The organism is Halolamina sp. CBA1230 (assembly GCF_002025255.2).
Lineage (GTDB): Archaea > Halobacteriota > Halobacteria > Halobacteriales > Haloferacaceae > Halolamina.
Window position 1 is genome coordinate 2,792,631 of sequence record NZ_CP054587.1, and the last position, 22,453, is coordinate 2,815,083.

The following is a 22,453-nucleotide window of genomic DNA, read 5'->3' on the forward strand; positions in this document are numbered from 1 at the left end:
CGTTCTTTCTTCGCTACCCCGCCGCGCAGTTGTTGGGCCCGAGTTCGAGGTCGAACGCCGTCCCGTCGTCGACCGCTTCGGCCCCGAGGTTGATCCGGATGATCTGCGCGTCGTTGGACGGGCGCTCGGGCAGCGATCCAGTCACTTCTTCGACGAACTCGGACTCCGAGCGCGAGAGCAGGTCGTGTCTGTCTCGGAGGGCACCGATCGTGGCGACGTACCGGCCCTCGTCGTCCGCGCTGGTCGCCGTCGCGACGTGCCCCGGCGCGATTCGGGTTTCGTCCGGCAGGTCGAGGAGTTCCGAGAGCGATCCGTGGAGCTGTCGGGCCATCGCCTCGACGTCTCCTTCCTCGACCGCGAGATCCGGCCGCGCGACCGCGTCGAGGAACAGCGTGTCGCCCGCGAGCAGCAGGTCGCCGTGCTCGCCGTCCGCGATCCGGAACCCCACGCCCTCGGGGGTGTGCCCCGGCAACGCGAGCGTTTCGAGTCCGGCGTCGCCGACGGCCAGTTCCTCGCCGTCCGCCAGCAGGCGGTCCGGGTCGAACTCGATGCCGCGTTCGTCGACGCCCTCCGGCAGCACGATTTCGGCGTCGGTCGCGTCGGCGACGGCGCGGACGCCGCTGACGTGGTCGGCGTGGACGTGCGTGTCGACCGCGTACCGGACTGTCGCGCCGTGATCCGCCGCGTCGTCGGCGTAGCGGTCGGCGAACGCTCGCAGCGGGTCGACGACCGCGGCCTCGTCGCCCGAGACGAGCAGGTAGCCCAGACAGCCCGAGGAGGGGCGCTGGTACTGGAGCACCGTCCCGTCGGTAAAGGGAACCTCCACCGCCTCGTACTCGCGGGCCCACGCCTCCATCCCGCCGGCGAGGTTCCGGGCGTCGATATCCTCGTCGCGGAGCTGTTCGGCCACCTCGGCGCTGGCCTCGCCGACGCCACAGACGACGAGGATCGGCTCCGGCCCGTCGGGGACGAGTTCGTCGGTCGTCCCCTTCGCCCGCGCGGCGATGAACTGCTGGTGGGGGATCTGGACCGCCTCGGGGGCGTCGACATGCCACGACTCGAACTCGTCGCGGTCCCGCACGTCGAGCACGGTGAACGCCCGATCCTCGCGCTGCCACGCCGCGAGTTCGGCGGCGTCGACGGCCGACGTGTCACCCTGACTCTCGGACATGGCTCGGGGTAGGGCGGGCGCGGGCAAAACGTCGGCGCCCGGGCCGGGAGACCTTTCCTCGCGCCGGCCGAACCCGTGAGTATGGACGGCGCGACGTTCCGCGAGCAGGTGACCGAGGCGAAGGAGACCGAACTGAACCGACTCGGCTCGAACAAGCTACTGGTCGCGCTCACCGACGCCGACCTCACGGCCCGGCGCGTGCTCGAAGCGGCCGCCGACTCCGAACACGCCGCCCACACCACGTTCTCCGAGTGGGCCGAGGACGAGCCGAACGAGCGGGCCCGCGAGGCGTTCGCCGACGTGGCCGACCGCGAGGCCGACCACCGCGAGCGCGTGCTCGACGCGATGGACGACGGGTACGAGCCGAACGACGGCGGTGCGCTCCACGAGTACCTCCGCGGCCGCGAGGGCACAGTCCTGCGCGTGGCCGCGGGGATGGTCGGGCGCGGGCTGGTGGCCGATCGAACCCACCAGCAGGTGGTCTCCTTCTTCGTCAACGAGGCCGACACCGCCCGGGCGGATCTGTTCCGCGAGCTGCGCGAGGAGACCGAGTCGGGGACCGAACGCGGGCTGGAGCTACTGGAGACGCTGTGTGCCGACGAGGACGACTGGGCGGACGCCCGCGACGTCGCCGAGTACACGGTCCAGGTCGCCTACGACGACTACGCCGACGCGCTGGAGGGGATGGGCGTCGATCCCAAACCCGTCTGCTGAGTCCGAAACGAGTTCGGCCCAACTTTGAAACGGCTCGGTGAACAAGCGCCCGGATAGAGGGTATGAGCGTGGGACTCCTGAGTTCCATCTCGGACGCGATCTCCGACGGGTCCGACGACGACGACGTGTTCACCTACCAGTGCGCGTCGTGTGGCTCCGAGTTCGACCTGCCGAAGACCCGCATGATCGGCGTCCGCTGCCCCGACTGCCGCTCGATGGACGTCCGGGACGCGTCCGAGAGCTGAGCCCGGACGCCGGTCGAACGACCGGCTGTTCTCGCGTTTTTCGTGACCGATGGACAGCCCTATGTCCGGCGCCACCCAAGCCGGCGTGTGCAGTTCGTGGGCTACGATTCGGGTGACGGCGGCCTGCTGCTCGCCGACGGTGGCGGCGTCGAGTACGTCGACCTGACGCCCGGGACCGAACTCGCCTACACGCTGGGCGAGCGCCACTGTGCGGGCGTCGTCGACGACGGCGAGCACGTCGCCTGCGACGCCGACGGTGTGCCGTACTGCGACCAGCACAGCCACGTCTGGGTCTGTGCGAAATGTACCGGCGAGTGTCTGAAAGACGAGATGGACTGTTTCGAGGACCACGCGGTGTACCTCGCGGCGTTCGCCCCCGACACGTTCAAGGTCGGCGTCACCCGGGAGTGGCGCCTCGAAACCCGGCTGCTGGAGCAGGGTGCCGACCGCGCGGCCCACATCCGGACTGTCGACGACGGCCGCGCCGCCCGGCGGATCGAGGCCGGTATCGCCGAGCGCATCCCGGACCGGATCCGTGTGCCCACGAAGATCGACGGGCTCCACCGCTCGGTCGACGACGACGCGTGGACGAGGCTGCTCGACGAGTTCGACCCCATCGACACGTTCGACTTCGACTACGGGCTCAACCTCGCGGATCGACCGGTCGCGGAGACGATGGCCAGCGGCACCGTTCGCGGCGTGAAGGGGCGGATCCTCCTGCTCGACCGCGGCGGCAGCACGTACGCCGTCGACCTGCGGGAACTGGTGGGGTACGAGGTGCAGGAGGGGGCGACCGAGCGCGAGATGCAGTCGAGCCTGGGCGCCTTTGGCTGACCGGAGGGCGACGGTTTATGGTCCCGGCCGTGGAACCCTGAAGCATGATTCCGCTCGACGAAGCCGTCACCGCACGCTTGGAGTCCCACGGCGAGCGTTTCGAAGTGCTCATCGACCCCGACGCCGCCCTCGCGATGAAACGCGGGGAGTTCGACGGCGAGCTGGAGGACGTCATCGCCGCGGAGGACGTGTTCGAGAACGCCTCGCGGGGGGATCGCCCCGCGGAGGACGACCTCGAGGAAGTGTTCGGCACGACTGACCCGCTGGAGATCATCCCCGAGATCGTCGAGCGCGGGGAGATCCAGATCACCGCCGAGCAGCGCAAGGAGATGGAGGAGCAGAAGCACAACGCGCTGGTCAACAAGATCGCCCGGAACGCGGTCAACCCCCAGATGGACAACGCGCCCCACCCGCCGGAACGCATCGAGCGGGCGCTCGAGGAGGCCGGCTTCTCGGTCGATCCGATGGAGCCCGTGGAGTCACAGGTCGACGACGCGCTCGACGCGCTCCGGCCGGTGATCCCCATCCGGTTCGACGAGGTGACCGTCGCCGTCAACGTCCCCGCGGACTACGCTGGCAGCGCCCAGGCGAAGATCCGTCAGTACGGCGACCTCGAACGCGAGGAGTGGCAGGCCGACGGCTCCTGGATCGGCGTCGTCACGTTCCCCGCCGGGATGCAGAACGACTTCTACGACATGGTCAACGAGCAGACCAGCGGCGAGGCCGAGACACGGATCGTCAAGGAGAAAGACGACATCAAGACGCGCTAGCCGGGCCGAACCCAGTTAGGCGTGTTCGGCATTCCCGATCAGGCGCGCCGCCAGCCGAGGTAGAAGCCGGCGGTGAACCCGGCCGACACCGAGATCGTCGAGAGGACCGTCTCGACCCACGACGGCGGCGCCCCGCTTGCGGCGTCCTGTCCGGCCCCCATCAGCCCGGAGGTCAGCTTCTCCCAGTCGACGGTGATGATCTCGCGGGACTCGAGGAACTTGAACAGCGCCAGTTCGATGCCGATCAGGACGGCGATGATCTTGGCGACCTTCTTCGCGGCGAACCCGACCAGTGCGCCGATCAGCCCCCCGGAGCCGGCCTCCACCCCGAGCTGCTGGAAGTCGAGTTCTAACTGTAAGACGGCGGGATCCATGACCGCACCTGCGTCGCTCTCCGTTAAGTGGTTTGTGGGACACCCGTTCCGTGAGCTGCCCGGCGACGGTCGACGCCGGGACCGATTTCGACGTCGACCTGCCCGGGATCGTCCAGACGGTCGAAGGCGGAACGGCGGTGTTAGGCAGCGATTTGCGTCACAAGACTCATACGCCGCGCCGGTCCAGAGACAGCCATGAAGCAGTGGGTCCGAGAGCAAGTCGGCCGGGCCTACGAGCGCCTGCTCCGCCGCGAGGGCGAGGGCGGCCCCTCCCACGTCGCGATCATCCAGGACGGGAACCGCCGCTACGCGAGAGAGCGGGGCGACGACGCCACCGAGGGCCACCGTGCCGGCGCCGAGACCACCGAACAGGTGCTCGAGTGGTGTCAGGATCTCGGCGTGAAGGAGCTCACCCTCTACGCGTTCTCGACGGAGAACTTCAAGCGTCCGCCGGCGGAGCGCGAACAGCTCTACGACCTGCTCGAGGAGAAGCTCACGTCGATCGCCGACAACGACCGCATCCACGAGAACGGGGTGGCGATCCGCGCGATCGGCGAGACCGACCGCCTGCCCGAGCGCGTCCGCGAGGCGATCCGCTACGCCGAGAACCGGACCGCCGACTACGACTCGTTCCGGCTCAACGTCGCGCTGGCGTACGGCGGCCGGAACGAGCTCCTCCGGGCCGCACGCGACGTGCTCGAAGACGTCGACGCCGGCGACCTGGACCCCGCCGACATCGACATCGACCTCGTCGACGACCGGCTCTACGGCCGGCAGGTCCGCGACGTCGACCTGATCATCCGCACCGGCGGCGACGAGCGCACCTCGAACTTCCTCCCCTGGCACGCCAACGGGAACGAGGCGGCGGCGTACTTCTGTGCCCCCTACTGGCCGGAGTTCTCGAAGGTCGACTTCCTACGGGGGATCCGCACCTACCAGTCCCGCGAGCGATCCTGGCAGCGCACCCGCCGGGAGCGCGCGGCCGCCATCGTTCGCGCGGTCGCGGAGACCGAACTCGCCGAGGCGCGGACGGTCGCCGGCCGGCTGCGCGAGAAACTGCCCGGCGGCGCCGCCCCGGAGATCGACGCCGAACTGGACGGCTCCGCCGGCGAGTCGGCGGACTGATCGACTCGGCACGTGGTCAGGCGAGTCGGGCGACGGGTCTACTCGGCACGTGGTCAGGCGAGTCGGGCGACGGGTCTACTCGGCACGCGGTCAGGCAAACCACCCGACTGCTCACTCCCCGAAGCGGCGCTGTCGGTCCTCGAACTCCCGGACTGCACGGAGGTAGTCCCGCTTCCGGAAATCCCGCCAGTTCACGTCGGTGAAGTACAGCTCCGAGTACGTGGACTGCCAGATCAGGAAGTCCGAGAGCCGTTCGGCACCGGTTTTGATCAGCAGGTCCGGCTCCTCCGGAAACACCAGGTGGTCGGTGACGGTCTCCTCGTCGACGTCCTCGGGATCGAGATCGCCGGCGGCGACGTCCTCGGCCATCTCCCGGACCGCGCGGGCGAACTCCCCGCGGCCGCCGAGGCCGACGTTGATCCGGATCGGCGCGTCGGCGCGTTCGACGTTCTCGGGGCCGCGGACCGCGACCTCGCGGGGCGCGTCCACGTCGCGGAGCTCGCGGACGAGCGTCGGCGCGACCGCCTCGTCGAGCACTGACACCGAGACGGTCACGCGCTCGGCGCCGTAGTCGAACGCCCAGGCGAGCGTCCGCGCTAAGGTGTCGTAGGCGCCCTGTTCGAGCAGATCGCGCTCGGTCAGCACCAGCGCGACGTGGTCGGGGCCGTCGGGGTCGGCGAGGCGGTGGCGGAGGGCGAGGTAGGCGTCGTACGCTCCCACAAGGGACGGTAGCGCTCGCGTGCTCGAAAACCCTTCGCCGGCCGGTGAGGCCCACGGAACGACGGGGACGTACCGCGACTGGCCCCAGTGTGGTGTCGGGACCGTTAAGTACGCGTCGCAGGTAGCCGACGACGTGAACCGGAGGCTCAGGCGTGACGCCGGCTTCGCCGCGGTCTCCCTCCTCGCACTCGCGGCGCCGCTGCTCGGCCGGGCGACGGTGCTGCCGTTCCTCGCCGTCGCCGGCGCCGCGGCCTTCCTGATCGAGGACGGGCCGCTGTTCGATCTGTTCGCCCGTCCGCGCGACCGACAGGCCGGCCGACTGTACGGGCTCGCGGCGTTCTCGCTGTCGGCGGCCGTGCTCGCCTTCCTCGCGGCGCCGCCGGTCGCCGCGTCGTACACCATGCCGCTGCCCGCCTTCGCCGCCAGCGTCGTCGCCGTCGGCGTCGGCAACCTCGGCGCGACGGCGGTCCGGGACCGGTTCGACGAGCAGTTCCTCGTCGTCTCGACGTTCACGGTCGTCGCCTTCCTCGCCGCGCTGCTGGCACAGCTGATCGTCGTCGCGCTGGCGAGCCTGCCGCTGGTCCCGATGGGCGTCGACGCCGGCCTCGCGGCCGCGCCGACGTTCACGTTCCACGCCGCGATGGCGGCGCTGGTGGCCGCGCTCACGCGCTCGATGCTCTCGCCGGGCGACGCCGGCGCCGTGACGTTCGCCGTCGGCGCGTCGATGCTCGTCGTCAGCGGGATCGCACCCGCGATCCACGTCCTCGACGTGGGGCTTGCGCTGGGCGTCGCGCTGTTCCTCGGGATCCTCACCTACGCCACCGGCACCGCCTCCGTCGAGGGGATGCTCTCTGGCGTGTTGCTCTGTCTGGTCACCATCGGTCTCGGCGGGCCGGGCTGGTTCGTCCTCCTGCTCACCTTCTTCGGCGTGGGGACGCTCTCGACCAAGTTCCGCTACGAGGAGAAAGCCGACCGCGGCGTCGCCGAGGAGAACGAGGGCGCCCGCGGGCTGGGCAACGTGCTCGGCAACGCCGGCATCGCGCTCCTCGCGGTCGTCGGCTACGCCGCCGCGGGCGACCTCCCGATGGTCGACGCCGACCTGTTCCGTCTCGCGTTCGCCGGCTCGCTCGCGACGGCGATGGGCGACACGCTCTCCAGTGAGATCGGCGGGCTGTTCGACACGCCGCGGCTGGTCACGACCGGCGAGCGCGTCCCTCCCGGTACGGACGGCGCGATCACCTGGCAGGGCGAACTCGCGGGCGTCGTCGGCAGCGCGGTCGTCGGCGTGCTGGCGGTGGCGCTGCTCGGCGTCACGCGCTCGCCCGGGGTCGTGGTCGGCCTCGTCACCGCCGGCGGCCTCGCGGGGATGACCGCCGACAGCGTGCTCGGCGCCACCGTCGAGGGCGACCGCCTCGAGAACGAGACGGTGAACCTGCTCGCGACGCTTGCGGGCGCGCTGGCGAGCGTGCTGCTCGCCGTTCTGGTGTGATCCGCGAGGGGCGCTCCGGGGACCGCCCGACCGTTCGTCGCCTCCAGGAGTGCCTCCCCGAACCGGCCCCGGAGCTGCTCGATCCGGTCGCGGGCGGCGAACTTCTGGTCTCCGTCGCCGACGGCGACGTGGTCGGCTACCTGCTCTGGTTTCCGGGCGAGCCGGCCGCCGTCGCGGAGCTGGTCGTCCACCCCGACTACCGCCGGGAGGGTCGCGGCCGCGCGCTGCTCGGCGCGCTGTTCGACTGTCTCGACCCCGGGGCCGAGGTGACGCTGCGAGTCGCCGCCGACAACGAGGGGGCCAAGGCGCTGTACGAGGAGTTCGGGTTCGAGCGGATCGCCGTCGAGCCCGACGCTTACGACGACGGACCGGGCTACCTGCTTCGGGCCGTCGTCGGCGGCTGAGCGGTCGCCCGAAAACGTGCCTCGACACGTACGTATACGTGGGTGGAGCCAGCAGTGGTGTGTAAACACATGGGTAAGGAGCCGTCCGACTCGCGGGCCGTCCGATATCTCGCCGAGAACGGGCCGTCACCGCGGGAGGAGCTTCCGGTGCAGAACCTCGCGACGACCGTGCGGGCGCTGATCGGGACGCTCAACATCTCCGGCGGGCCCGGCGGCGGCGGGTCGACCGCGGGCGTCGCCGGCGGCCTGACGGAGGTGGCGTACCTCCGCGGCGAACACGACCTGGAGGCGGTCGTGGAGGCGTGGATCGACGCGAACGAGGAGCAGGTCGAACAGCTCTCCGCCGACTCCGTCCGGCGGCGACTCCGCGCGTCGGTCCCCCGCGAGCAGCGCGACGTGGTCAGCGAGGTGCTCTCGGCGGCGGGGCACGAGGTGGACTACACGGGCCGTGGCGGGCGACAGACCGACCCGTTCGAGTGTAGCCTCTGTGGGTCGTCGGTGCCGGATATCGCCGCCCACCTGCCGGAGTGTCCGGAAGGGTAGCGCAGGTCAGGAGAGGAACCCATCGACCGGCCGCACGTGCGGGGTCGCGGGCTGTTTGACGAACTCGCCGGTCGACCGGGCGACCGCGTGCTGGAGGTCGCGGTCGGCAGCCGCGTCGAGCGTCCGCTGGTCGAGTTCGCCGTCGAGCACCAGCGCGTGAGCGCCCTCGCTGTCGTCGACGGTCTCGTACGCGTCGTCCGCGGGCGCCTCGGTCAGCGTCGATAGCTCCTCGTCGAGCAGCCGGACCGTGCCGGCGTTCTCGCCGACGACCTCGCGGACGTGATCGCCGAGCGTCGTTTCCGCCGATTCGTCGTCGGCGTCTTCGGTTTCGCTCGTCGCTCGTTCGGCCTCGGCTGTCGCGTCCGTCGTCTCGTCCGCCGCGTCGGTCGTGGCTCCCTCGACCTGCTCGACCATCGTCCCCTCGGCGACTGCTGCGGTCGACCCGCCGTCAGCCGTCGGTCCGCTCGCCGCCGAGGCGGACGAGCCGCCGGCGTCGGCCGAGTCGTCCGTTCGGTCCGGGTCGTCGCCGATCGAGGCCCCGTCACTGCCGACGAGTGGGTTCCCCTCCGAACTCCCCGATTCGCGGAGCGTGCCGCCGGTCGCGACCTCTCGGGCCGACTCGGGGTCGCCGGTCTCCCGGGCGCGCTCGTACACCTCGTAGGGCGTTTTCTCCCGGAGCGCGGCGAGCAGTTCGCCGCGGGGAAGCTCCTCGACGGACTCGCCGTCGGGAGCGAACGCGACGAAGTCGATATCGCCGACCTGTCCGAGTTCGCGGAGGATCAGTTGGCCGCCGCGGTCGCCGTCGAGGAACGTGGTAGTCGTCCGTTCCTGCGTGAGTTCGGCGATCTCCTCGGGGACGTTGGTCCCCTCGACCGCGACGGCGTTTTTCACGCCGAACTCGAGCAGGCGGGAGACGTCGGCTCGCCCTTCGACGACGACGACCGCGTCGCCGTCGGCGACGTTCGGGCCGGCCGGGTAGCCTTCGTACTCGTTCATCTCGCCGGCACGGACCGACTCGCGAACCTCCTCGTGGAGCTCGTCGCTGGTGAGCACGCTCTCCTCGAAGGAGTTCGCGAGCAGTTCCTTGGCGCGCTGGACGACGATCCGGCGCTTGGCGGCGCGGATGTCCTCGATGTCGGTCACTTCGATCCGGGCCTGACAGGGGCCGACCCGGGAGATGGTCTCGAGCGACGCCGCGAGGATCGCGGTTTCGACCTTGTCGAGCGAGGAGGCGATCGTCACGTCGCCGAACGACTGCCCGCCCTCGGTCTCGACGCTGACGTCGATGCGGCCGACTTTCGAGGAGTCCTGCAGGTCCCGCAGGTCCATCTCGTCGCCGAGCAGGCCCTCGGTCTGGCCGAACACCGCGCCGACGACGTCGCTCCGTTCGATGACGCCGTCCGCCGATAGCTTCGCGTGGATGAGGTATTTGGCTGTGTCTTGCATGGTGAGTGCCCGATCCGGGCTGAATGGTGATGTGCGGACGGTCGCTCCGTCCATCGGAACGAGGCGATACGGGTGGATATAGCTGTCGTCGTCCGGGAAACACCGGCGTCGAGCATTCGCCGTCGGCCGGAGTCCGGGGTGGCTCCGCCGGCCGATCCGGGAGAAAACGTTTACCGGTGTATCGCGTCGTTCCGGGTATGGACGATCGTGCCCTCCGTGCCGCCGACGCGAACGGGCGCGCCGAGGAGCGCCCGATTCCTGCCGACCTCGACCTGCCAGCCACGCCCTCGCTGGAGAGCGGCCTCGCACCCACCGAGACCGTGACCCGGCGGATCGACGCCGGGCCGCTGACGGCGATCCACTACCAGCAGTTCGCGGATCTGCCCCACCAGCACGCCGCCACCACGTCGCTGGGCGAGTCCGGTCCCCGCGTGGTCGCGACGCTGGCGAACGGGAGCGACGAATCGTGGGCGTACCGCGTCCCGCGCGGCCCCGCGCCGTTCGCCGGCGGGCGTGCGAGCGCCGACGGTACCGACGCCGAACTCCGTGCGGCGCCTGTCGACGAGTCCGACGGGTTCGGCGACGGCGTGCTCCGGCCCGGCGAGTCGGTCCGCACGACCGTCTCGATATCGGCGCTGACCGGCGGCGAACCGGGGTGGCCCGACGGCGAGTTCACGTTCCTCCAGCCGGTCAGCGTCTGGGCCGACGACGCGGCGTACAGCTACAACTGGCAGGTGACGCTGATCGTCTGAGAAACGTCACGGCGCGACGGTCGCCTCGCCGTACAGCGGTATAAACACCAACAGCAGCGACAGCGCGAGGAGGGCAGCGACGGCCGCGACGCTGCGGGCGGTGGCGGTCGGCCGCCCGAGGAGCGTGAACATCCGTTTCCCGTCCCCGCGAGCGACGGCGACCGCCGCGATCCCGAGCAGCGAGAGCTGAACGAGGAACTCGACATAGCTCGCTGTCTGACCGAGATCACCGCGGAGGACCGCGACCATGAGCACGGTCGAGGTGAGCGTCAGCGCCGCAGCGGTGACGGTCGCCGCGTCGTCGGCTGCCACACGGACAGCCGCGGTCAGCCCGAGATTGCCGAGCAGTCGCAGGCCGACTAGCACGGCGACGACCCACGCCGGCGTCCAGTTGGGGAAGAGCCACTCGAACACGGCCGGTAGTCGGTCAGCGGCGTCAAAGCCTTTCCGGCGCTACTCCCCGGTCAGCGCCCCGCTCGCCGGCGAGAACTCGATCGTCTCGCCCAGTCCTTCCTCGACGGCCTTCTCGTACAGCAGATACGCGCCCGCGACCGTCTCGATCCCGGTACCGCCGGAGTCGAACACCGTGATCTCCTCCTCGTCGGTTCGGCCCTCGGCCTCGCCGGCGACGACCTCGCCCAGTTCCGCGTGGACGTGATTCTCGTCGACGGCGCCCTCCTCGAGCGCGTGGAGGAACGACCCGGCGTCCTGGGTCGCTCGCGCCCGGAGGTCCGGAACGTACGTCGATCGCTCGATGGTCGTCGCGTCGAGTTCGCGCTTCTCGGGGTCGTACTGCCCCATCGCGGTGACGTGGGTGCCGGGTTCCAGGTCGTCGCCGTCGAACACCGGCTCGGATGCGGTAGTCGCGGTGATCACGATATCGGCGTCCTCGATCGCCGCCGCGGGGGAGGCGACCGCGGCGACGGAGGCGTCGAGACGCTCGTTCATCCCGCCCGCGAACGACTCGCGGTGCTCCTTCGTCGGGGAGAACACCCAGACTGTCTCGAGGTCGCGGACCGTCGCGGTACAGCGGAGCTGCCCGCGCGCCTGCGCGCCGGAGCCGATGACGGCGACGCTGTCGGCGTCCTCGCGAGCCAGCGCGTCCACACCGACCGCGCCCGTGGCGCCGGTTTTGAACGGGTTCATCGATGCGCCGTCGAGCAGCGCCAGCGGCTCGCCCGACTCGGCGTCGAACAGCGGTGTGGTGAACCAGGCGTCCTCGGCGCCGAAGCCGGCGCTGTACATGTAGCCGCCCATCGCGCCCGTGTCGGGCAGCACCGCGCCGTAGGTGGTCAGCATCCCCGGCGGGTCCGCGCTCCCGAGTTTGGTTCGCGGCTCGGCGGCGGCGCCCTCGCCACGCTGGCGGTACCCCTCGCGGACGGCGTCGACGTACTCCGCGGGGTCGGCGAGGCCGTCGAGTTCGTCGCTGCGCAGGAACAGCGTCTCGGTCATACGCCGAGCGTTGACGGCGAGGGGCTAAAGGCTACTTGCCGTCGGCGGCGGGGACGGTCAGTCGGCGCGGGAGGCCGGCTCCGAGCGCGTGGACGCTTCTACCGCGGACTGAGCCGCCTCGGCCGCCGGCTCCTCGACCGGCGCTCGCACGAACACCGCGTGGCACACTACGAACGACGACGCCCCGGCGCCGGCGAACAGCGCCGCCCACAACGGCGTCCCGAACAGTGTGAGCATCGCGGTCACGCCGACCAACACACCCGGGATCAGTGCGAGGACGTAGTCGTAGTAGCCAGTCATACTCCGTCGTGACATACTGTAGCATGGGTATTAACTGTTTTCCATAGTTCACTGGTAATCAGAACAGTGGTCACTGATACTGTTTCTACAAATATTGTGGAAGCATAATTATGAATTCTCATAACTTATGACTGGCTGCGCGGGTTCCTACCCGGGCGCTGTGACATCGGTGACGAAACCGCCACGAAAACCGGCCGACTCAGCGGAGTTTGAACGCGACCCAGCGCCACGCCCCCAACGCGACGGTGCCGGTGACCAGCATCACGACGAGGAAGATCAGCAGCCCCTGGTCGAACGCGCTCTGGACGACGCCGCGGATCGCGACGCCGATCACCGCGGCCGGGATCCACGAGCGGATCGCAAGCGGAACGGCAGCCTTCGCGGACTCGGCGGCGCCGGCGGAGTAGGCGCCGATCGGGACGCTCGTGACCGCCCAGCCCAGCAGGAACGGCGCGGCGGTCTCGAGCAGCGCGACCGCGCCGGTCAGGGAGTTGTGGTTGCTCATGCCGATCGCGATCACGACCAGGATCGCGACGAGGTCGCCGACCGCCAGCGGCGCGGCCGACCCGTCCACCCGCTTCGAGAGGAACGACTCGCTCATGGCTCCGGGTTTCCGCTCCCCCCTACTGACTCCTTCGCTCCGAGCCGCTCACTCGGTCGGGACGCGCCCGACGACCGTGTACACCGTTCCTCGATCGAGCACTCTGGACTGCAGGCCGGCGCGTGTGAGATCCTGTGCGGCGGCGTCGACGGCGACGAACCGGGAGTCCATCCCGAACAGCGACTCGCCCGCCGCGATCGCCCGGCCCGGAAGCGTCGTCGGGTCGAAATCCCGGATCGCGACCACGCCGCCCGGCGCCACGACGCGGGCTGCCTCCCGGACCGCCGCCTCGCGGTCGGGCAGGTGGTGGTAGGCGTCGACGACGACCACGGCGTCGACGGCGTCATCCGAGAGCGGCAGCCGCCCAGCGTCGGCGCGGACGGCCGGGAGTCCCCGAGCGCGTGCCCGATCGAGCATCCCCGTCGAAACGTCGGCGACGACGGGGTCGTACTCGGGCGCGAGCGCGGCCGCGACCCGGCCCGTGCCGCCCGCGAGATCCAGCACGCGCTCGACGGGACGCTCCGCGAACGCGAACGCCTCGGTCGCCCAGTCGGTCCGAGAGGGTGGCATCGCCACGTCGTAGAGCCGCGCGACGCGGTCGAAGAAGCGCACGTCGCCGCGGCCCAGCCAGCCGGTCATGAGTGGGCCGTGGGGCGGCAGCGAAATCAACCCGGCGGCGAGCGAACGCTGATAAGCGTCCAGCCGTACCGATCAGGTATGGAGTTCGCGCTGCTGGGCTGGCCGGAGGCGGGGGCGACGCTCCGGCTCGACTTCCGGGAGTTCAGCTACGCGGGGAAGTTCGTGATGAGCAACACGGGAAAAGCAGTCGCCCGCGACTCGGAAGGGACGCGTGCGGCCGTGCCACGCGCCGACGCCGACATCGAGCGCCCCGACCCCGGGAGCGAGGACGACCCGTTCGAGCGCGACATCGTCGCCGCCGCGGCGTTCAACGAGGACCGCACCGACCCGGGCGTGCTGTGGATCCGGTATATCACCACCCGGCACGACCGGCGCGGCGAGGGGATCGGCGCCCGGCTCGCGGCGTTCGTCGCGGAGCGAGCGGCGGAACGTGGCTACCGCCGCTGCCGCATCGCGGTCAACAACCCCTACGCCTACCACGCGCTGTACAAGGCGGGGTTCGTGTTCACCGGCCGGGAGACCGGGCTCGCCGAACTGGTGCTCGAACGCCCCGGTCAGCGCGACGCCGCGACCTACCAGTGCGGGCTGGACACGTTCCGGACCGCCGAGGAACGCGAGCTGAGCGACGAGGAGCGCGCGTTCCTCGATCGCCACGAGGGCGACGGGGCGCCCGGTCTCGTGCCCGTTCCCGACGAGGGCGACAGCCGAGCGCCGCCGGAGCCCTGACCGGCCGCGATCATCCACCTTCAAGCCCGGGCGCCGGCTACGCGACCCATGGGCAACGCGGATCTCCGCGACGTGGCGGCCATCGAGGACGTGTCCTTCGACTCGCTCTCGGGGAGCGTCGTCGCCGTCGACGCACACAACTGGCTCTACCGCTACCTGACGACGACGGTGAAGTTCACCGCCGACTCGGTGTACACCACCGCCGACGGCGATGAGGTCGCGAACCTCGTCGGCGTCGTGCAGGGGCTGCCGAAGTTCTTCGAGCACGACGTGACGCCGGTGTTCGTGTTCGACGGCGGCGTCACCGACCTCAAGAGCGATGAGGTCGAGCGCCGGCGCGAACAGCGCGAGCAGGCCGAACAGCGCCGGCAGGAGGCCGAGGAGGCCGGCGAAGCCGTCGAAGCCGCACGACTGGACGCCCGCACCCAACGCCTGACCGATACGATCCACGAGACCACCCGCGGGCTGCTCGACAGGCTCGACGTGCCGTACATCGAGGCGCCGGCGGAGGGGGAGGCGCAGTGTGCCCACATGGCCGCCGTCGACGACGTGGACTACGCCGGCAGCGAGGACTACGACACGATGGTGTTCGGCGCGCCGCGGACGCTGCGCCAGCTCACCTCGAAGGGCGACCCGGAGCTGATGGATCTCGGGAAGACGCTGGAGAAACACGATATCACCTACGAACAGCTCGTCGACGTGGCGCTGCTGATGGGGACGGACTTCAACGAGGGCGTCAGCGGCTACGGCCCCAAGACGGCAGTCACGGCGATCAAGGAACACGGCGACGTCTGGGGTGTGATGGAGGCCGACGACGTGTACGTCGAGAACGCCGACCGGATCCGGGAGCTGTTTTTCGACCCGCCGGTCACCGACGAGTACGAGATCGACCTCGACGTCGACCCCGACATCGACGCCGCGAAACGGTACGTGACCGAGGCGTGGGAGGTCGACGCCGACGAGGTCGAACGCGGCTTCGAGCGGATCGAGGAGTCGCTGGTCCAGACCGGGCTCGACGACTGGACGTAGGTGTCGCGGCGGGAGCGAGCCGAACGGTCCTGCTACTTCGACGGCACGAACGAGACAGACAGCGCCGCGGCCGGCGACTCTCCTTCGCGAGCGTACGCGACGGGTGCGTCCACATCCGCCGGCTCGCGAACGACCGCGAAACAGTCGATCCGAACGACGAGGCGGCCGTCGTCGACAGTCCCGCGGAGGGCTGGCCCGGTGCTGGTCAGCACGACGTACGGCGGCGCGGGCACGGGCGTCGCCGGGAGCGCGTACCCTGCCGCGTCGACGGCCGCCGCGAGCGTTTCGGGGTACGTTTCGAGCACGCCGCGCTCGTCGAGTTCCGCGCGAAAGTCGTCCACTAGTGCGTCGCGGTCGGCAGTGGCAGGCCGCCCGCCGTCGAGGCGGGGCCAGTCGGCCGCGACGGCGTCGGCAGCAGCGAGCGTGGCGTCGATCGTGTCCGCGTGTGCGGCGAGCAGGTGCTGTCGGGCCGCGGCCGCGGGGTCGTCGACGTCGTCGATCGGCACGGCCGTCGGTCTGTCGGGGGGCGGCTTGAGTGTACCTCTCCGACCGCGGCTCACTTTGCCGCAGTCCGATGCTCCGACCCCGGCTCACCGTGCCGCGGTCCGATGCTCCGACCCCGGCTCACCGTGCCGCGGTCCGATCCTTCGACTACCACCGACTGTCTTTTCCCCTCGCGCGACCGGAAAGGGAGTATGGACCCGGACGAACTCGAATCGATCATCGAGGCCGAGATCCCGGAGGCGGAGGCGACGGTCGACCTCCCCCGCGCCCACCACGACCGGAACCACCAGGACGCCCACTTCGCCGCGGTCGTCGTCTCCCCCGCCTTCGAGGACGAGACGCTGGTCGAACAGCACCAGATGGTGTACGACGCGGTCGGCGACGCGATGACCGACAGCGTCCACGCGCTGGAGATCGAGACGTACACGCCCGAGGAGTACGCCGAGCGGAAGGAGGAGTAGCGGGGAACTTTCACCACCGGACCGCTCACCCGAGGTATGAACCTCTCGTCGGCGTGGGGCCGACTTCCGTTGACCGTCGCGAGCGTTGCTTACGCGAGCGTGCTGCTCGTGACGGTGGTCGAGACGCCGCCGACGGCCTGGATGCTCCTGGGAGCGGTGTTCACGTTCGCGCTCTCGGGCGGCGGCACGGTCCGGCTCGCCGACGAACACGGGCTCCGCTCGCCGCCGATCGCGTTCTTCGGAACCGTCGTGCCCCTGCTCGTGGCGGCGTGGTGGCGCGATCCCGGGAGCGTTCATCCACTCGTCGCGATGTCGATCCACTTGTTCGGATTGTTCGTCGTCGCGGCCGTCGGTGCGGGCGAACTGTTCCTGCAGCAGTCGACGGGAGCCCGGGGGACGTAGCTCCCCCGCGACGCCGACATCGGAGGGTTTTACGCTGCACCGACCGACCAGTCGCGCATGAGCGAGGACTACCGAACTGAGGAGGACAGCCTCGGCGAAGTGCAGGTGCCCGCGGACGCCTACTGGGGCGCGCAGACCCAGCGTGCGGTCGAGAACTTCCCCATCTCCGACATCGTGTTCGGCCGACGGTTCGTCCGCGCGCTCGGCGTCGTGAAGAAGGCCGCCGCGCGGGCCAACCGCGATCTGGGTCACCTCGACGACGAGACCGCCAACACCATCGTCGCCGCCGCCGACGAAGTGATCGACGGCGAGCACGACGATCAGTTCCCCGTCGACGTGTTCCAGACCGGTTCCGGCACCTCCTCGAACATGAACGCCAACGAGGTGATCGCCAACCGCGCCGCCGAGATCGCCGGCAGCGAGGTGGGCGAACGCGTCGTCCACCCCAACGACCACGTCAACTTCGGGCAGTCCTCCAACGACGTGATCCCGACCGCGATGCACGTCGCCGCGCTGGAGGCCGTCGATTCGGACCTGATCCCCGCGCTGGAGACGCTGCGCGACGAACTGGCCGCGAAGGAGGACGAGTTCGACGGCGTCGTCAAAACCGGCCGCACCCACCTGCAGGACGCCACGCCCGTCCGCCTCGGCCAGGAGTTCGGCGGCTACCGCACGCAGGTCGAGAAGGGGCTGGACCGACTGGAGAGCGCCCGCCCACATCTCGAGGAACTCGCACTCGGCGGGACCGCGGTCGGAACGGGGCTCAACACCGACCCCGAGTTCCCGGAACTCGCCGCGGAGTACATCAGCGAGGAGACCGGCCTCGGCTTCCGTGAAGCGGACGACCACTTCGAGGCCCAGGCCGCCCACGACGCGATGAGCGAGGCCCACGGCGCGCTGCGTGTCGTCGCGGGCAGTCTGAACAAGATCGCCAACGACCTCCGCCTGCTCGCCTCCGGGCCGCGGAACGGGCTCGGCGAGATCGAGCAGCCCGAGAACCAGCCCGGGAGTTCGATCATGCCTGGGAAGATCAATCCCGTCGTCGCCGAGGCGGTGAACCAGGTCCACAAGCAGGTCGTGGGCAACGACGCCGCCGTCTCCGCGGGCGCCGCGGAGGGCCAGATCGACCTGAACCTCTACAAGCCCGTCATCGCGCACAACTTCCTCGAGTCCGCCGAACTGCTTGCGAACAGCTCCGAGACGTTCGCCGAGAAGTTCGTCGCGAAGCTGGAGGCGAACGAGGAGCACTGCGAGGCCCAGGTCGAGCGCTCGATGGCGCTGGCGACGGCGCTCAACCCGGCGATCGGCTACGACAAGGCGTCGAAGGTGGCGAAGCAGGCGCTCGCGGAGGGGAAGTCCGTGAAGGAGGTGGCTGTGGCTGAGGGGTACCTGACCGAGGAGGAGGCCGAGGAAGTGCTGGATCCGGAGAAGATGACCCACCGCGGGATCCTGGGCGACGAGGACTGATTTCTTCGCGGTTTCGATTTTTCTGCGGCGACTACTGCTCTCCGAGAGTTGATCTACTCGAACAGGACCGCGGAGTGTGCTTGGCCACTTGTACCGCACCGCGACCACGAACCTCCCCAGCCGACTCGCTCCCGTTGGTCGCTCGTCCCTCGCGCTAGGTCGCGCCACGAGGGCGCTCCCGTTTCGCGCCACCGCAACCGAGGCCCGACCTCCAGCCACCACGAACAACTCATCACCAGCCACCAACTGCGACCATTTTTACCCCCACCGCCCCCTGAACCGAGTATGAGCGACGACGCCCGCGACTACGAGGAGCTCGGCCTCGTGGCCGGCCTGGAGATCCACCAACAGCTCGACACCGAGACCAAGCTGTTCTGCGACTCGCCCACGGAACTCCGCGAACCGGAGGAGGCGACCCACACGATCACCCGGGAGCTCCACCCGACCCGGAGCGAACTCGGCGAGCTCGACGAGGCGGCGATGGAGGAGAGCCGCGTCGACCGCACGTTCGAGTATCTCGCCTACGACACCACCTGTCTGGTCGAGGAGGACGACGAGCCGCCTGCCCGCATCGACGAGGAGGCGCTTTCGGTCGCGATGAGCATCGCGGACCTGCTCGACGCCGACGTGGTCGATCAGGCTCACGTGATGCGCAAACTGGTGATCGACGGCTCGAACACCTCGGGGTTCCAGCGCTCGATGCTGCTCGCCCAGAACGGCGAGATCCGGACCGACGAGGGCAGCGTGGGTATCGTCGACGTGATGCTGGAGGAGGAGTCCGCCCAGCGCGTCGCGGAGACCGACGAGGGCGTGCGCTACTCGCTCGACCGCCTCGGCATCCCGCTCGTGGAGATCGGCACCGCGCCGGACATCCGTTCGCCCGAGCAGGCCCACGAGGCCGCCGAGCACATCGGGATGCTCCTGCGCTCGACCGGCTCCGTGAAGCGCGGGCTCGGCACGATCCGGCAGGACGTGAACGTCTCCATCGCCGACGGCGCCCGCGTCGAGATCAAGGGCGTGCAGGCGCTGGGCGACATCCGCGACATCGTCGCCGGCGAAGTCGACCGCCAGGTCGAACTGCTCGAGATCCGCGACGAACTCGAAGCCCGGGACGCCGCCGTGGGCGAGGTCGTCGACGTGAGCGAGACGTTCGCGGACACCGACTCGGGCGTGATCCGCGGCGCGCTCGACTCCGACGGCGAGGTGCTCGCGGTCCCGCTGTACGGCTTCGACGGGCTCGTCGGGCGCGAACTCCAGCCCGACCGCCGGCTCGGTACCGAACTCTCCGACCACGCCAAGCGCGCCGGCGCGGGCGGCATCTTCCACACCGACGAACTGCCGGCCTACGGCGTGACCGGGGCGGAGGTCGAAGCCCTCCGCGAGGCCGTCGACGCCGGGCCGAACGACGCGGTCGCCATCGTCGCCGCCGACAGCGACGTGGCCGGGCAGGCCATCGAGGCCGCCGCCGACCGCGCCCGGAGCGCCATCGAGGGCGTGCCCGAGGAGACCCGCGGCGCGAACGACGACGGGACGACGCGCTACCTCCGGCCGCTCCCCGGCGCGGCGCGGATGTACCCCGAAACCGACGTGCCGCCCGTGGAACCCGACCCCAGCGACGTGGAGACGCCAGAACTCCTGACCGAGCGCGTGGAGCGCTACGCCGAGGAGTTCGGGCTGGACGAGGGGCTGGCCGAGCAGGTCGCGTTCGGCCGCCGGATGGTGCTGTTCGAGGAGGCGGTCGAGGAAGGGGTCGACCCCACGTTCGCCGCCTCGACGCTGGAGTCGACGCTGACGGAACTCCGCCGCGACGGCGTCGACGTGGAGGCGATTCGGGACGACGCGCTGCTTTCGACGCTGCTGCTCGTCGAGGAAGGCGAACTGCCGAAGGAGGGGGTCAACCCCGTGCTGACCGCGCTCGCCGCCGATCCCGAACTCACGCCCGAGGAAGCGATGGAGGAGGAGGGCGTCGGCGGCGTGAGCGAGGACGAGGTCCGCGAGGCGGTCCAGGAGGTCGTCGAGCGCAACGCCGAGCAGGTCGAGGAGGAGGGGATGGGGGCGTTCTCCGGGCTCATGGGCGAGTGTATGGGCGCGCTGCGCGGGCAGGCCGGCGGCGACCTCGTGAGCGAGGTGCTGCGCGAGGAGATCCAGAAGCGAGCCTGAGCAGCGGTCCCTTTTCGGAACTACTCGTCGGCGAGCATCTCCACCAGCGTATCGAGCGAGTAACTCTCCAGCGGTCGCTGGCCGTCCCGCAACGACTTGATCACGAACGTCGAGTCGGTGCGGTCGACCTCCTCGACGTCCTCGAACGCGCGGATGAGCCGTTCCACGTCGTCGCTGTCGGGCAGCCGCGCGACGACGACGAAGTCGGTCTCGCCCATCGTGAAGTACGCCTCCGTGACTCCCTCGATCGCGAGCAGACGGTCGCTCAGCTGCTCGTGGGAGCCGCTGTAGTCCGCGAGCACTTCCACGACGACCGTGACGCCCAGCCCCAGTTCGTCGAGGTCCAGGTCGTACAGGTCGTTCTCGATCACGCCGTCCTCCCGGAGGTTGTTCAGCCGGTAGTGGATCGTCGAGACGGGGATATCCGTCTCCTCGTGGAGTCGTTCGGGGCTGCCGGTGCCGAGGTCGGAGATCGCCTTCAGCAGGCGCACGTCGCGTTCGTCCATGCGGCCCCGTTCGACGCCCGGGACCAAATGGATTGCCCTATTCTTGGCTGTTCCACTAATTGAATCGCACTTTGCAGAATACAGTTCGAAAAACACGGATACCGGGGGAGACAAGCATAAGTACTGGAGTCAATTCGTTCCAAACACGAAAATGAATGCGATTCACTGGAGTCGCGGCCAACTTCTGGCCGCTCTGTTGTTCGTTTCCCTCGCGTCGATCTGGGGCGGGTCGTTCGTCGCGATCGAGATGGGGCTGGGATCGGTGCCGCCGCTGTGGTTCGCGGGGCTGCGCTACCTGCTCGCCGGGCTGGTGATCTCCGTCGTCGCCGCGGCGACCGGCCGGTTCCGGCCACAGGACCGGTCAGAGTGGCTCTCGATCGGCCTCACCGGCGGGTTCGTCGTCGCCGGCTACCACGGGCTGCTCTACCTCGGGACGGCCGTCGTTTCCGGCTCCATCTCGTCAGTGATCGTCAGCCTCAACCCGGTGTTGACGACCGTCGCCGCCGGCATGCTGCTGGCCGACGAGACCCCCGGCGCGAGCGACGCGCTTGGGCTGCTGTTCGGCCTCGCGGGCGTCGTCGTGATCGCGAACCCCGGCGGGAGCGGGGTGCCGCTCTCGGGCGTCGCGCTGGTGTTCGTCGGCGTCACGATGTTCGCGAGCGGCTCCGTGGGGCTGCGTGCGCTGGACCCCGACCTCCCGGCGGCGTCGCTCCAGGGCTGGTCGATGCTGCTCGGCTCGACGATGCTCGCCGGGGGGGCCGTCCTCCGGGGTGAGCAGTTCCCGATGGGCGTCGCCAGCGGCGAGTCCGCGCTGCCGTTCGTCTACCTGGTGTTCGGCGCCGCGGTCGTGGGATATCTGATCTACTTCGACCTGCTCTCACGGATCGGGCCAGTCCGGGTGAACTACGTCGCCTACCTCGAGCCGGTCACCGCGGCGATGGTCGCGTGGGCGGTGCTCGGCCGCGCGCCGACGGCGACCACCGCGACGGGGTTCCTGCTCGTCGCCTGCGGGTTCGCGCTGGCGACGGTCAACGACCCGCTGAAACGGCTCGGCCTGCGCTCGGAGGGGATCGTGTACAGCGACCTCTCCGAGAACGGCAGCGTTGAGGTCCACTACGCCGACTAACGAACGCCACAACAGCCAACACCACGCCGGTTGAACGGCATCTGTGACCACCTACTTCGACGACATCGCCGTCGGCGACACCGACGAGTTCGGCAGCTACGACGTGACCGAGGAGGAGATCCTGAAGTTCGCCGGGCAGTACGACCCGCAGCCGTTCCACACCGACCCGGACGCCGCGGCCGAGACGATCTACGGCGGGCTCATCGCCTCCGGCTGGCACACCTGCGCGATGACGATGCGGCTGCTCGTCGACGGCCACTTCGACGACAGCGCGGCGATGGGCGCCCGAGGCGTCGAGGAACTGCGCTTCCCGCGGCCGGTCCGCCCGGGCGACTCGCTCTCGGTCCGAACGGAGATACTCGAGAAATCGGTCGATTCTGCGGACCGCGGAACCGTGCGGGTTCGCTCGGAGACGGTGACCGACGACGACGAGTTGGTGCTCTCGATGATCAGCGAGGTGATGTACGCTCGACGGTAGTTTCGAACGGCAGCG

The 22,453-nt window shown here is 69.9% G+C and carries 28 protein-coding genes; 17 read left to right on the top strand and 11 right to left on the bottom strand.

Translation table 11 applies throughout. The features are described from left to right. Window positions 1-13: 13 nt before the first annotated feature. Window positions 14-1,171 carry an MBL fold metallo-hydrolase gene (locus tag B4589_RS14595; RefSeq protein ID WP_079234956.1) on the bottom strand — a complete coding sequence of 386 codons (1,158 nt, stop codon included), beginning with the start codon at window positions 1,169-1,171 and terminating at the stop codon, window positions 14-16. An 81-nt stretch (window positions 1,172-1,252) separates the two neighbouring features. On the opposite strand from B4589_RS14595, the gene B4589_RS14600 reads away from it, so the two are divergent. The 4 genes from B4589_RS14600 to B4589_RS14615 all read left to right on the top strand — a co-directional run bounded on the left by B4589_RS14600 (window position 1,253) and on the right by B4589_RS14615 (window position 3,734). Beyond that, window positions 1,253-1,885, top strand: coding sequence for a ferritin family protein (locus tag B4589_RS14600; RefSeq protein WP_079234957.1), 633 nt, complete (start codon window positions 1,253-1,255; stop codon window positions 1,883-1,885). A gap of 62 nt (window positions 1,886-1,947) precedes the next feature. Further along, complete coding sequence (locus B4589_RS14605; RefSeq protein ID WP_079234958.1) at window positions 1,948-2,130, top strand: hypothetical protein; 183 nt, start codon at window positions 1,948-1,950, stop codon at window positions 2,128-2,130. Between the two features lie 87 nt (window positions 2,131-2,217). Then, a complete protein-coding gene (locus tag B4589_RS14610) occupies window positions 2,218-2,964 on the top strand; it encodes a DUF2797 domain-containing protein (protein WP_079234959.1) in 747 nt (248 codons plus the stop codon). A gap of 44 nt (window positions 2,965-3,008) precedes the next feature. Beyond that, window positions 3,009-3,734, top strand: a complete 726-nt coding sequence (locus B4589_RS14615; protein ID WP_079234960.1) for a ribosome assembly factor SBDS — start codon at window positions 3,009-3,011, stop codon at window positions 3,732-3,734. 38 nt (window positions 3,735-3,772) lie between these two features. On the opposite strand, the gene B4589_RS14620 is transcribed toward B4589_RS14615, so the two are convergent. Next, complete coding sequence (locus B4589_RS14620; protein WP_079234961.1) at window positions 3,773-4,108, bottom strand: FUN14 domain-containing protein; 336 nt, start codon at window positions 4,106-4,108, stop codon at window positions 3,773-3,775. A 195-nt stretch (window positions 4,109-4,303) separates the two neighbouring features. On the opposite strand from B4589_RS14620, the gene uppS reads away from it, so the two are divergent. Next, the gene (uppS, locus tag B4589_RS14625; RefSeq protein ID WP_079234962.1) at window positions 4,304-5,233 is read left to right on the top strand and encodes a polyprenyl diphosphate synthase; all 930 of its coding nucleotides are present in this window, start codon (window positions 4,304-4,306) and stop codon (window positions 5,231-5,233) included. 111 nt (window positions 5,234-5,344) lie between these two features. Here uppS and B4589_RS14630 read toward each other — a convergent pair whose 3' ends face one another. After that, window positions 5,345-5,953, bottom strand: coding sequence for an undecaprenyl diphosphate synthase family protein (locus tag B4589_RS14630; RefSeq protein ID WP_079234963.1), 609 nt, complete (start codon window positions 5,951-5,953; stop codon window positions 5,345-5,347). A gap of 133 nt (window positions 5,954-6,086) precedes the next feature. On the opposite strand from B4589_RS14630, the gene B4589_RS14635 reads away from it, so the two are divergent. From B4589_RS14635 to B4589_RS14645, 3 genes are all read left to right on the top strand, one after another. Beyond that, window positions 6,087-7,442 (top strand): DUF92 domain-containing protein, encoded by a 1,356-nt coding sequence (locus tag B4589_RS14635; protein WP_079235252.1) that lies wholly within the window; start codon window positions 6,087-6,089, stop codon window positions 7,440-7,442. Next, window positions 7,439-7,846: a GNAT family N-acetyltransferase gene (locus B4589_RS14640; RefSeq protein ID WP_079234964.1), complete on the top strand. Its 408-nt coding sequence runs from the start codon at window positions 7,439-7,441 to the stop codon at window positions 7,844-7,846. The genes B4589_RS14635 and B4589_RS14640 overlap by 4 nt, the downstream gene beginning before the upstream one ends. Window positions 7,847-7,915: 69 nt before the next feature. Further along, window positions 7,916-8,389 (top strand): hypothetical protein, encoded by a 474-nt coding sequence (locus B4589_RS14645; protein ID WP_079234965.1) that lies wholly within the window; start codon window positions 7,916-7,918, stop codon window positions 8,387-8,389. Between the two features lie 6 nt (window positions 8,390-8,395). On the opposite strand, the gene dnaG is transcribed toward B4589_RS14645, so the two are convergent. Beyond that, the gene (gene dnaG / locus B4589_RS14650; protein ID WP_079234966.1) at window positions 8,396-9,835 is read right to left on the bottom strand and encodes a DNA primase DnaG; all 1,440 of its coding nucleotides are present in this window, start codon (window positions 9,833-9,835) and stop codon (window positions 8,396-8,398) included. 197 nt (window positions 9,836-10,032) lie between these two features. Between dnaG and B4589_RS14655 the strand changes: the two genes are divergently transcribed. After that, window positions 10,033-10,587 (top strand): hypothetical protein, encoded by a 555-nt coding sequence (locus B4589_RS14655; RefSeq protein ID WP_079234967.1) that lies wholly within the window; start codon window positions 10,033-10,035, stop codon window positions 10,585-10,587. Window positions 10,588-10,593: 6 nt separating this feature from the next. Here B4589_RS14655 and B4589_RS14660 read toward each other — a convergent pair whose 3' ends face one another. From B4589_RS14660 to B4589_RS14680, 5 genes are all read right to left on the bottom strand, one after another. Next, window positions 10,594-11,001 (bottom strand): hypothetical protein, encoded by a 408-nt coding sequence (locus tag B4589_RS14660; RefSeq protein WP_079234968.1) that lies wholly within the window; start codon window positions 10,999-11,001, stop codon window positions 10,594-10,596. Window positions 11,002-11,040: 39 nt separating this feature from the next. After that, window positions 11,041-12,039: an ornithine cyclodeaminase family protein gene (locus B4589_RS14665; protein ID WP_079234969.1), complete on the bottom strand. Its 999-nt coding sequence runs from the start codon at window positions 12,037-12,039 to the stop codon at window positions 11,041-11,043. Window positions 12,040-12,096: 57 nt separating this feature from the next. Then, the gene (locus B4589_RS14670) at window positions 12,097-12,339 is read right to left on the bottom strand and encodes a hypothetical protein (RefSeq protein WP_079234970.1); all 243 of its coding nucleotides are present in this window, start codon (window positions 12,337-12,339) and stop codon (window positions 12,097-12,099) included. 199 nt (window positions 12,340-12,538) lie between these two features. Next, window positions 12,539-12,940 carry a DUF3054 domain-containing protein gene (locus B4589_RS14675; RefSeq protein ID WP_079234971.1) on the bottom strand — a complete coding sequence of 134 codons (402 nt, stop codon included), beginning with the start codon at window positions 12,938-12,940 and terminating at the stop codon, window positions 12,539-12,541. A gap of 48 nt (window positions 12,941-12,988) precedes the next feature. Further along, window positions 12,989-13,579, bottom strand: a complete 591-nt coding sequence (locus tag B4589_RS14680) for a class I SAM-dependent methyltransferase (protein WP_079234972.1) — start codon at window positions 13,577-13,579, stop codon at window positions 12,989-12,991. A 78-nt stretch (window positions 13,580-13,657) separates the two neighbouring features. Between B4589_RS14680 and B4589_RS14685 the strand changes: the two genes are divergently transcribed. Both B4589_RS14685 and fen read left to right on the top strand, forming a co-directional pair. After that, on the top strand, window positions 13,658-14,305 hold the full coding sequence (locus B4589_RS14685) for a GNAT family N-acetyltransferase (RefSeq protein WP_079234973.1): 648 nt from the start codon (window positions 13,658-13,660) through the stop codon (window positions 14,303-14,305). A 48-nt stretch (window positions 14,306-14,353) separates the two neighbouring features. Beyond that, a complete protein-coding gene (gene fen, locus B4589_RS14690) occupies window positions 14,354-15,334 on the top strand; it encodes a flap endonuclease-1 (protein ID WP_079234974.1) in 981 nt (326 codons plus the stop codon). 32 nt (window positions 15,335-15,366) lie between these two features. Here fen and B4589_RS14695 read toward each other — a convergent pair whose 3' ends face one another. After that, window positions 15,367-15,840 (bottom strand): hypothetical protein, encoded by a 474-nt coding sequence (locus tag B4589_RS14695; RefSeq protein WP_176330533.1) that lies wholly within the window; start codon window positions 15,838-15,840, stop codon window positions 15,367-15,369. Window positions 15,841-16,029: 189 nt separating this feature from the next. Between B4589_RS14695 and B4589_RS14700 the strand changes: the two genes are divergently transcribed. The 4 genes from B4589_RS14700 to gatE all read left to right on the top strand — a co-directional run bounded on the left by B4589_RS14700 (window position 16,030) and on the right by gatE (window position 20,328). Beyond that, window positions 16,030-16,299, top strand: a complete 270-nt coding sequence (locus B4589_RS14700) for a BolA family protein (protein WP_079234975.1) — start codon at window positions 16,030-16,032, stop codon at window positions 16,297-16,299. A 36-nt stretch (window positions 16,300-16,335) separates the two neighbouring features. Further along, window positions 16,336-16,701: a hypothetical protein gene (locus B4589_RS14705; RefSeq protein WP_079234976.1), complete on the top strand. Its 366-nt coding sequence runs from the start codon at window positions 16,336-16,338 to the stop codon at window positions 16,699-16,701. Between the two features lie 57 nt (window positions 16,702-16,758). Then, window positions 16,759-18,168 carry an aspartate ammonia-lyase gene (locus B4589_RS14710; RefSeq protein ID WP_079234977.1) on the top strand — a complete coding sequence of 470 codons (1,410 nt, stop codon included), beginning with the start codon at window positions 16,759-16,761 and terminating at the stop codon, window positions 18,166-18,168. 285 nt (window positions 18,169-18,453) lie between these two features. Continuing rightward, window positions 18,454-20,328, top strand: a complete 1,875-nt coding sequence (gene gatE, locus B4589_RS14715; RefSeq protein ID WP_079234978.1) for a Glu-tRNA(Gln) amidotransferase subunit GatE — start codon at window positions 18,454-18,456, stop codon at window positions 20,326-20,328. A 20-nt stretch (window positions 20,329-20,348) separates the two neighbouring features. On the opposite strand, the gene B4589_RS14720 is transcribed toward gatE, so the two are convergent. Beyond that, on the bottom strand, window positions 20,349-20,834 hold the full coding sequence (locus B4589_RS14720) for an Lrp/AsnC family transcriptional regulator (protein WP_079234979.1): 486 nt from the start codon (window positions 20,832-20,834) through the stop codon (window positions 20,349-20,351). Window positions 20,835-21,030: 196 nt separating this feature from the next. Here B4589_RS14720 and B4589_RS14725 point away from each other — a divergent pair, with 196 nt between their 5' ends. Next, window positions 21,031-21,960, top strand: a complete 930-nt coding sequence (locus B4589_RS14725; RefSeq protein WP_158081191.1) for a DMT family transporter — start codon at window positions 21,031-21,033, stop codon at window positions 21,958-21,960. A gap of 43 nt (window positions 21,961-22,003) precedes the next feature. After that, window positions 22,004-22,438, top strand: a complete 435-nt coding sequence (locus B4589_RS14730) for a MaoC family dehydratase (protein WP_079234981.1) — start codon at window positions 22,004-22,006, stop codon at window positions 22,436-22,438. Window positions 22,439-22,453 lie beyond the last annotated feature (15 nt).

Bases quoted from the DNA above. Each gene is read 5' to 3' on its own strand.
- B4589_RS14595 (WP_079234956.1), bottom strand. From the start codon at position 1,171: ATGTCCGAGAGTCAGGGTGACACGTCGGCCGTCGACGCCGCCGAACTC.
- B4589_RS14600 (WP_079234957.1), top strand. From the start codon at position 1,253: ATGGACGGCGCGACGTTCCGCGAGCAGGTGACCGAGGCGAAGGAGACC.
- B4589_RS14605 (WP_079234958.1), top strand. From the start codon at position 1,948: ATGAGCGTGGGACTCCTGAGTTCCATCTCGGACGCGATCTCCGACGGG.
- B4589_RS14615 (WP_079234960.1), top strand. From the start codon at position 3,009: ATGATTCCGCTCGACGAAGCCGTCACCGCACGCTTGGAGTCCCACGGC.
- B4589_RS14620 (WP_079234961.1), bottom strand. From the start codon at position 4,108: ATGGATCCCGCCGTCTTACAGTTAGAACTCGACTTCCAGCAGCTCGGG.
- uppS (WP_079234962.1), top strand. From the start codon at position 4,304: ATGAAGCAGTGGGTCCGAGAGCAAGTCGGCCGGGCCTACGAGCGCCTG.
- B4589_RS14645 (WP_079234965.1), top strand. From the start codon at position 7,916: ATGGGTAAGGAGCCGTCCGACTCGCGGGCCGTCCGATATCTCGCCGAG.
- dnaG (WP_079234966.1), bottom strand. From the start codon at position 9,835: ATGCAAGACACAGCCAAATACCTCATCCACGCGAAGCTATCGGCGGAC.
- B4589_RS14655 (WP_079234967.1), top strand. From the start codon at position 10,033: ATGGACGATCGTGCCCTCCGTGCCGCCGACGCGAACGGGCGCGCCGAG.
- B4589_RS14665 (WP_079234969.1), bottom strand. From the start codon at position 12,039: ATGACCGAGACGCTGTTCCTGCGCAGCGACGAACTCGACGGCCTCGCC.
- B4589_RS14670 (WP_079234970.1), bottom strand. From the start codon at position 12,339: ATGACTGGCTACTACGACTACGTCCTCGCACTGATCCCGGGTGTGTTG.
- B4589_RS14675 (WP_079234971.1), bottom strand. From the start codon at position 12,940: ATGAGCGAGTCGTTCCTCTCGAAGCGGGTGGACGGGTCGGCCGCGCCG.
- B4589_RS14680 (WP_079234972.1), bottom strand. From the start codon at position 13,579: ATGACCGGCTGGCTGGGCCGCGGCGACGTGCGCTTCTTCGACCGCGTC.
- B4589_RS14685 (WP_079234973.1), top strand. From the start codon at position 13,658: ATGGAGTTCGCGCTGCTGGGCTGGCCGGAGGCGGGGGCGACGCTCCGG.
- fen (WP_079234974.1), top strand. From the start codon at position 14,354: ATGGGCAACGCGGATCTCCGCGACGTGGCGGCCATCGAGGACGTGTCC.
- B4589_RS14700 (WP_079234975.1), top strand. From the start codon at position 16,030: ATGGACCCGGACGAACTCGAATCGATCATCGAGGCCGAGATCCCGGAG.
- B4589_RS14705 (WP_079234976.1), top strand. From the start codon at position 16,336: ATGAACCTCTCGTCGGCGTGGGGCCGACTTCCGTTGACCGTCGCGAGC.
- B4589_RS14710 (WP_079234977.1), top strand. From the start codon at position 16,759: ATGAGCGAGGACTACCGAACTGAGGAGGACAGCCTCGGCGAAGTGCAG.
- gatE (WP_079234978.1), top strand. From the start codon at position 18,454: ATGAGCGACGACGCCCGCGACTACGAGGAGCTCGGCCTCGTGGCCGGC.
- B4589_RS14720 (WP_079234979.1), bottom strand. From the start codon at position 20,834: ATGGACGAACGCGACGTGCGCCTGCTGAAGGCGATCTCCGACCTCGGC.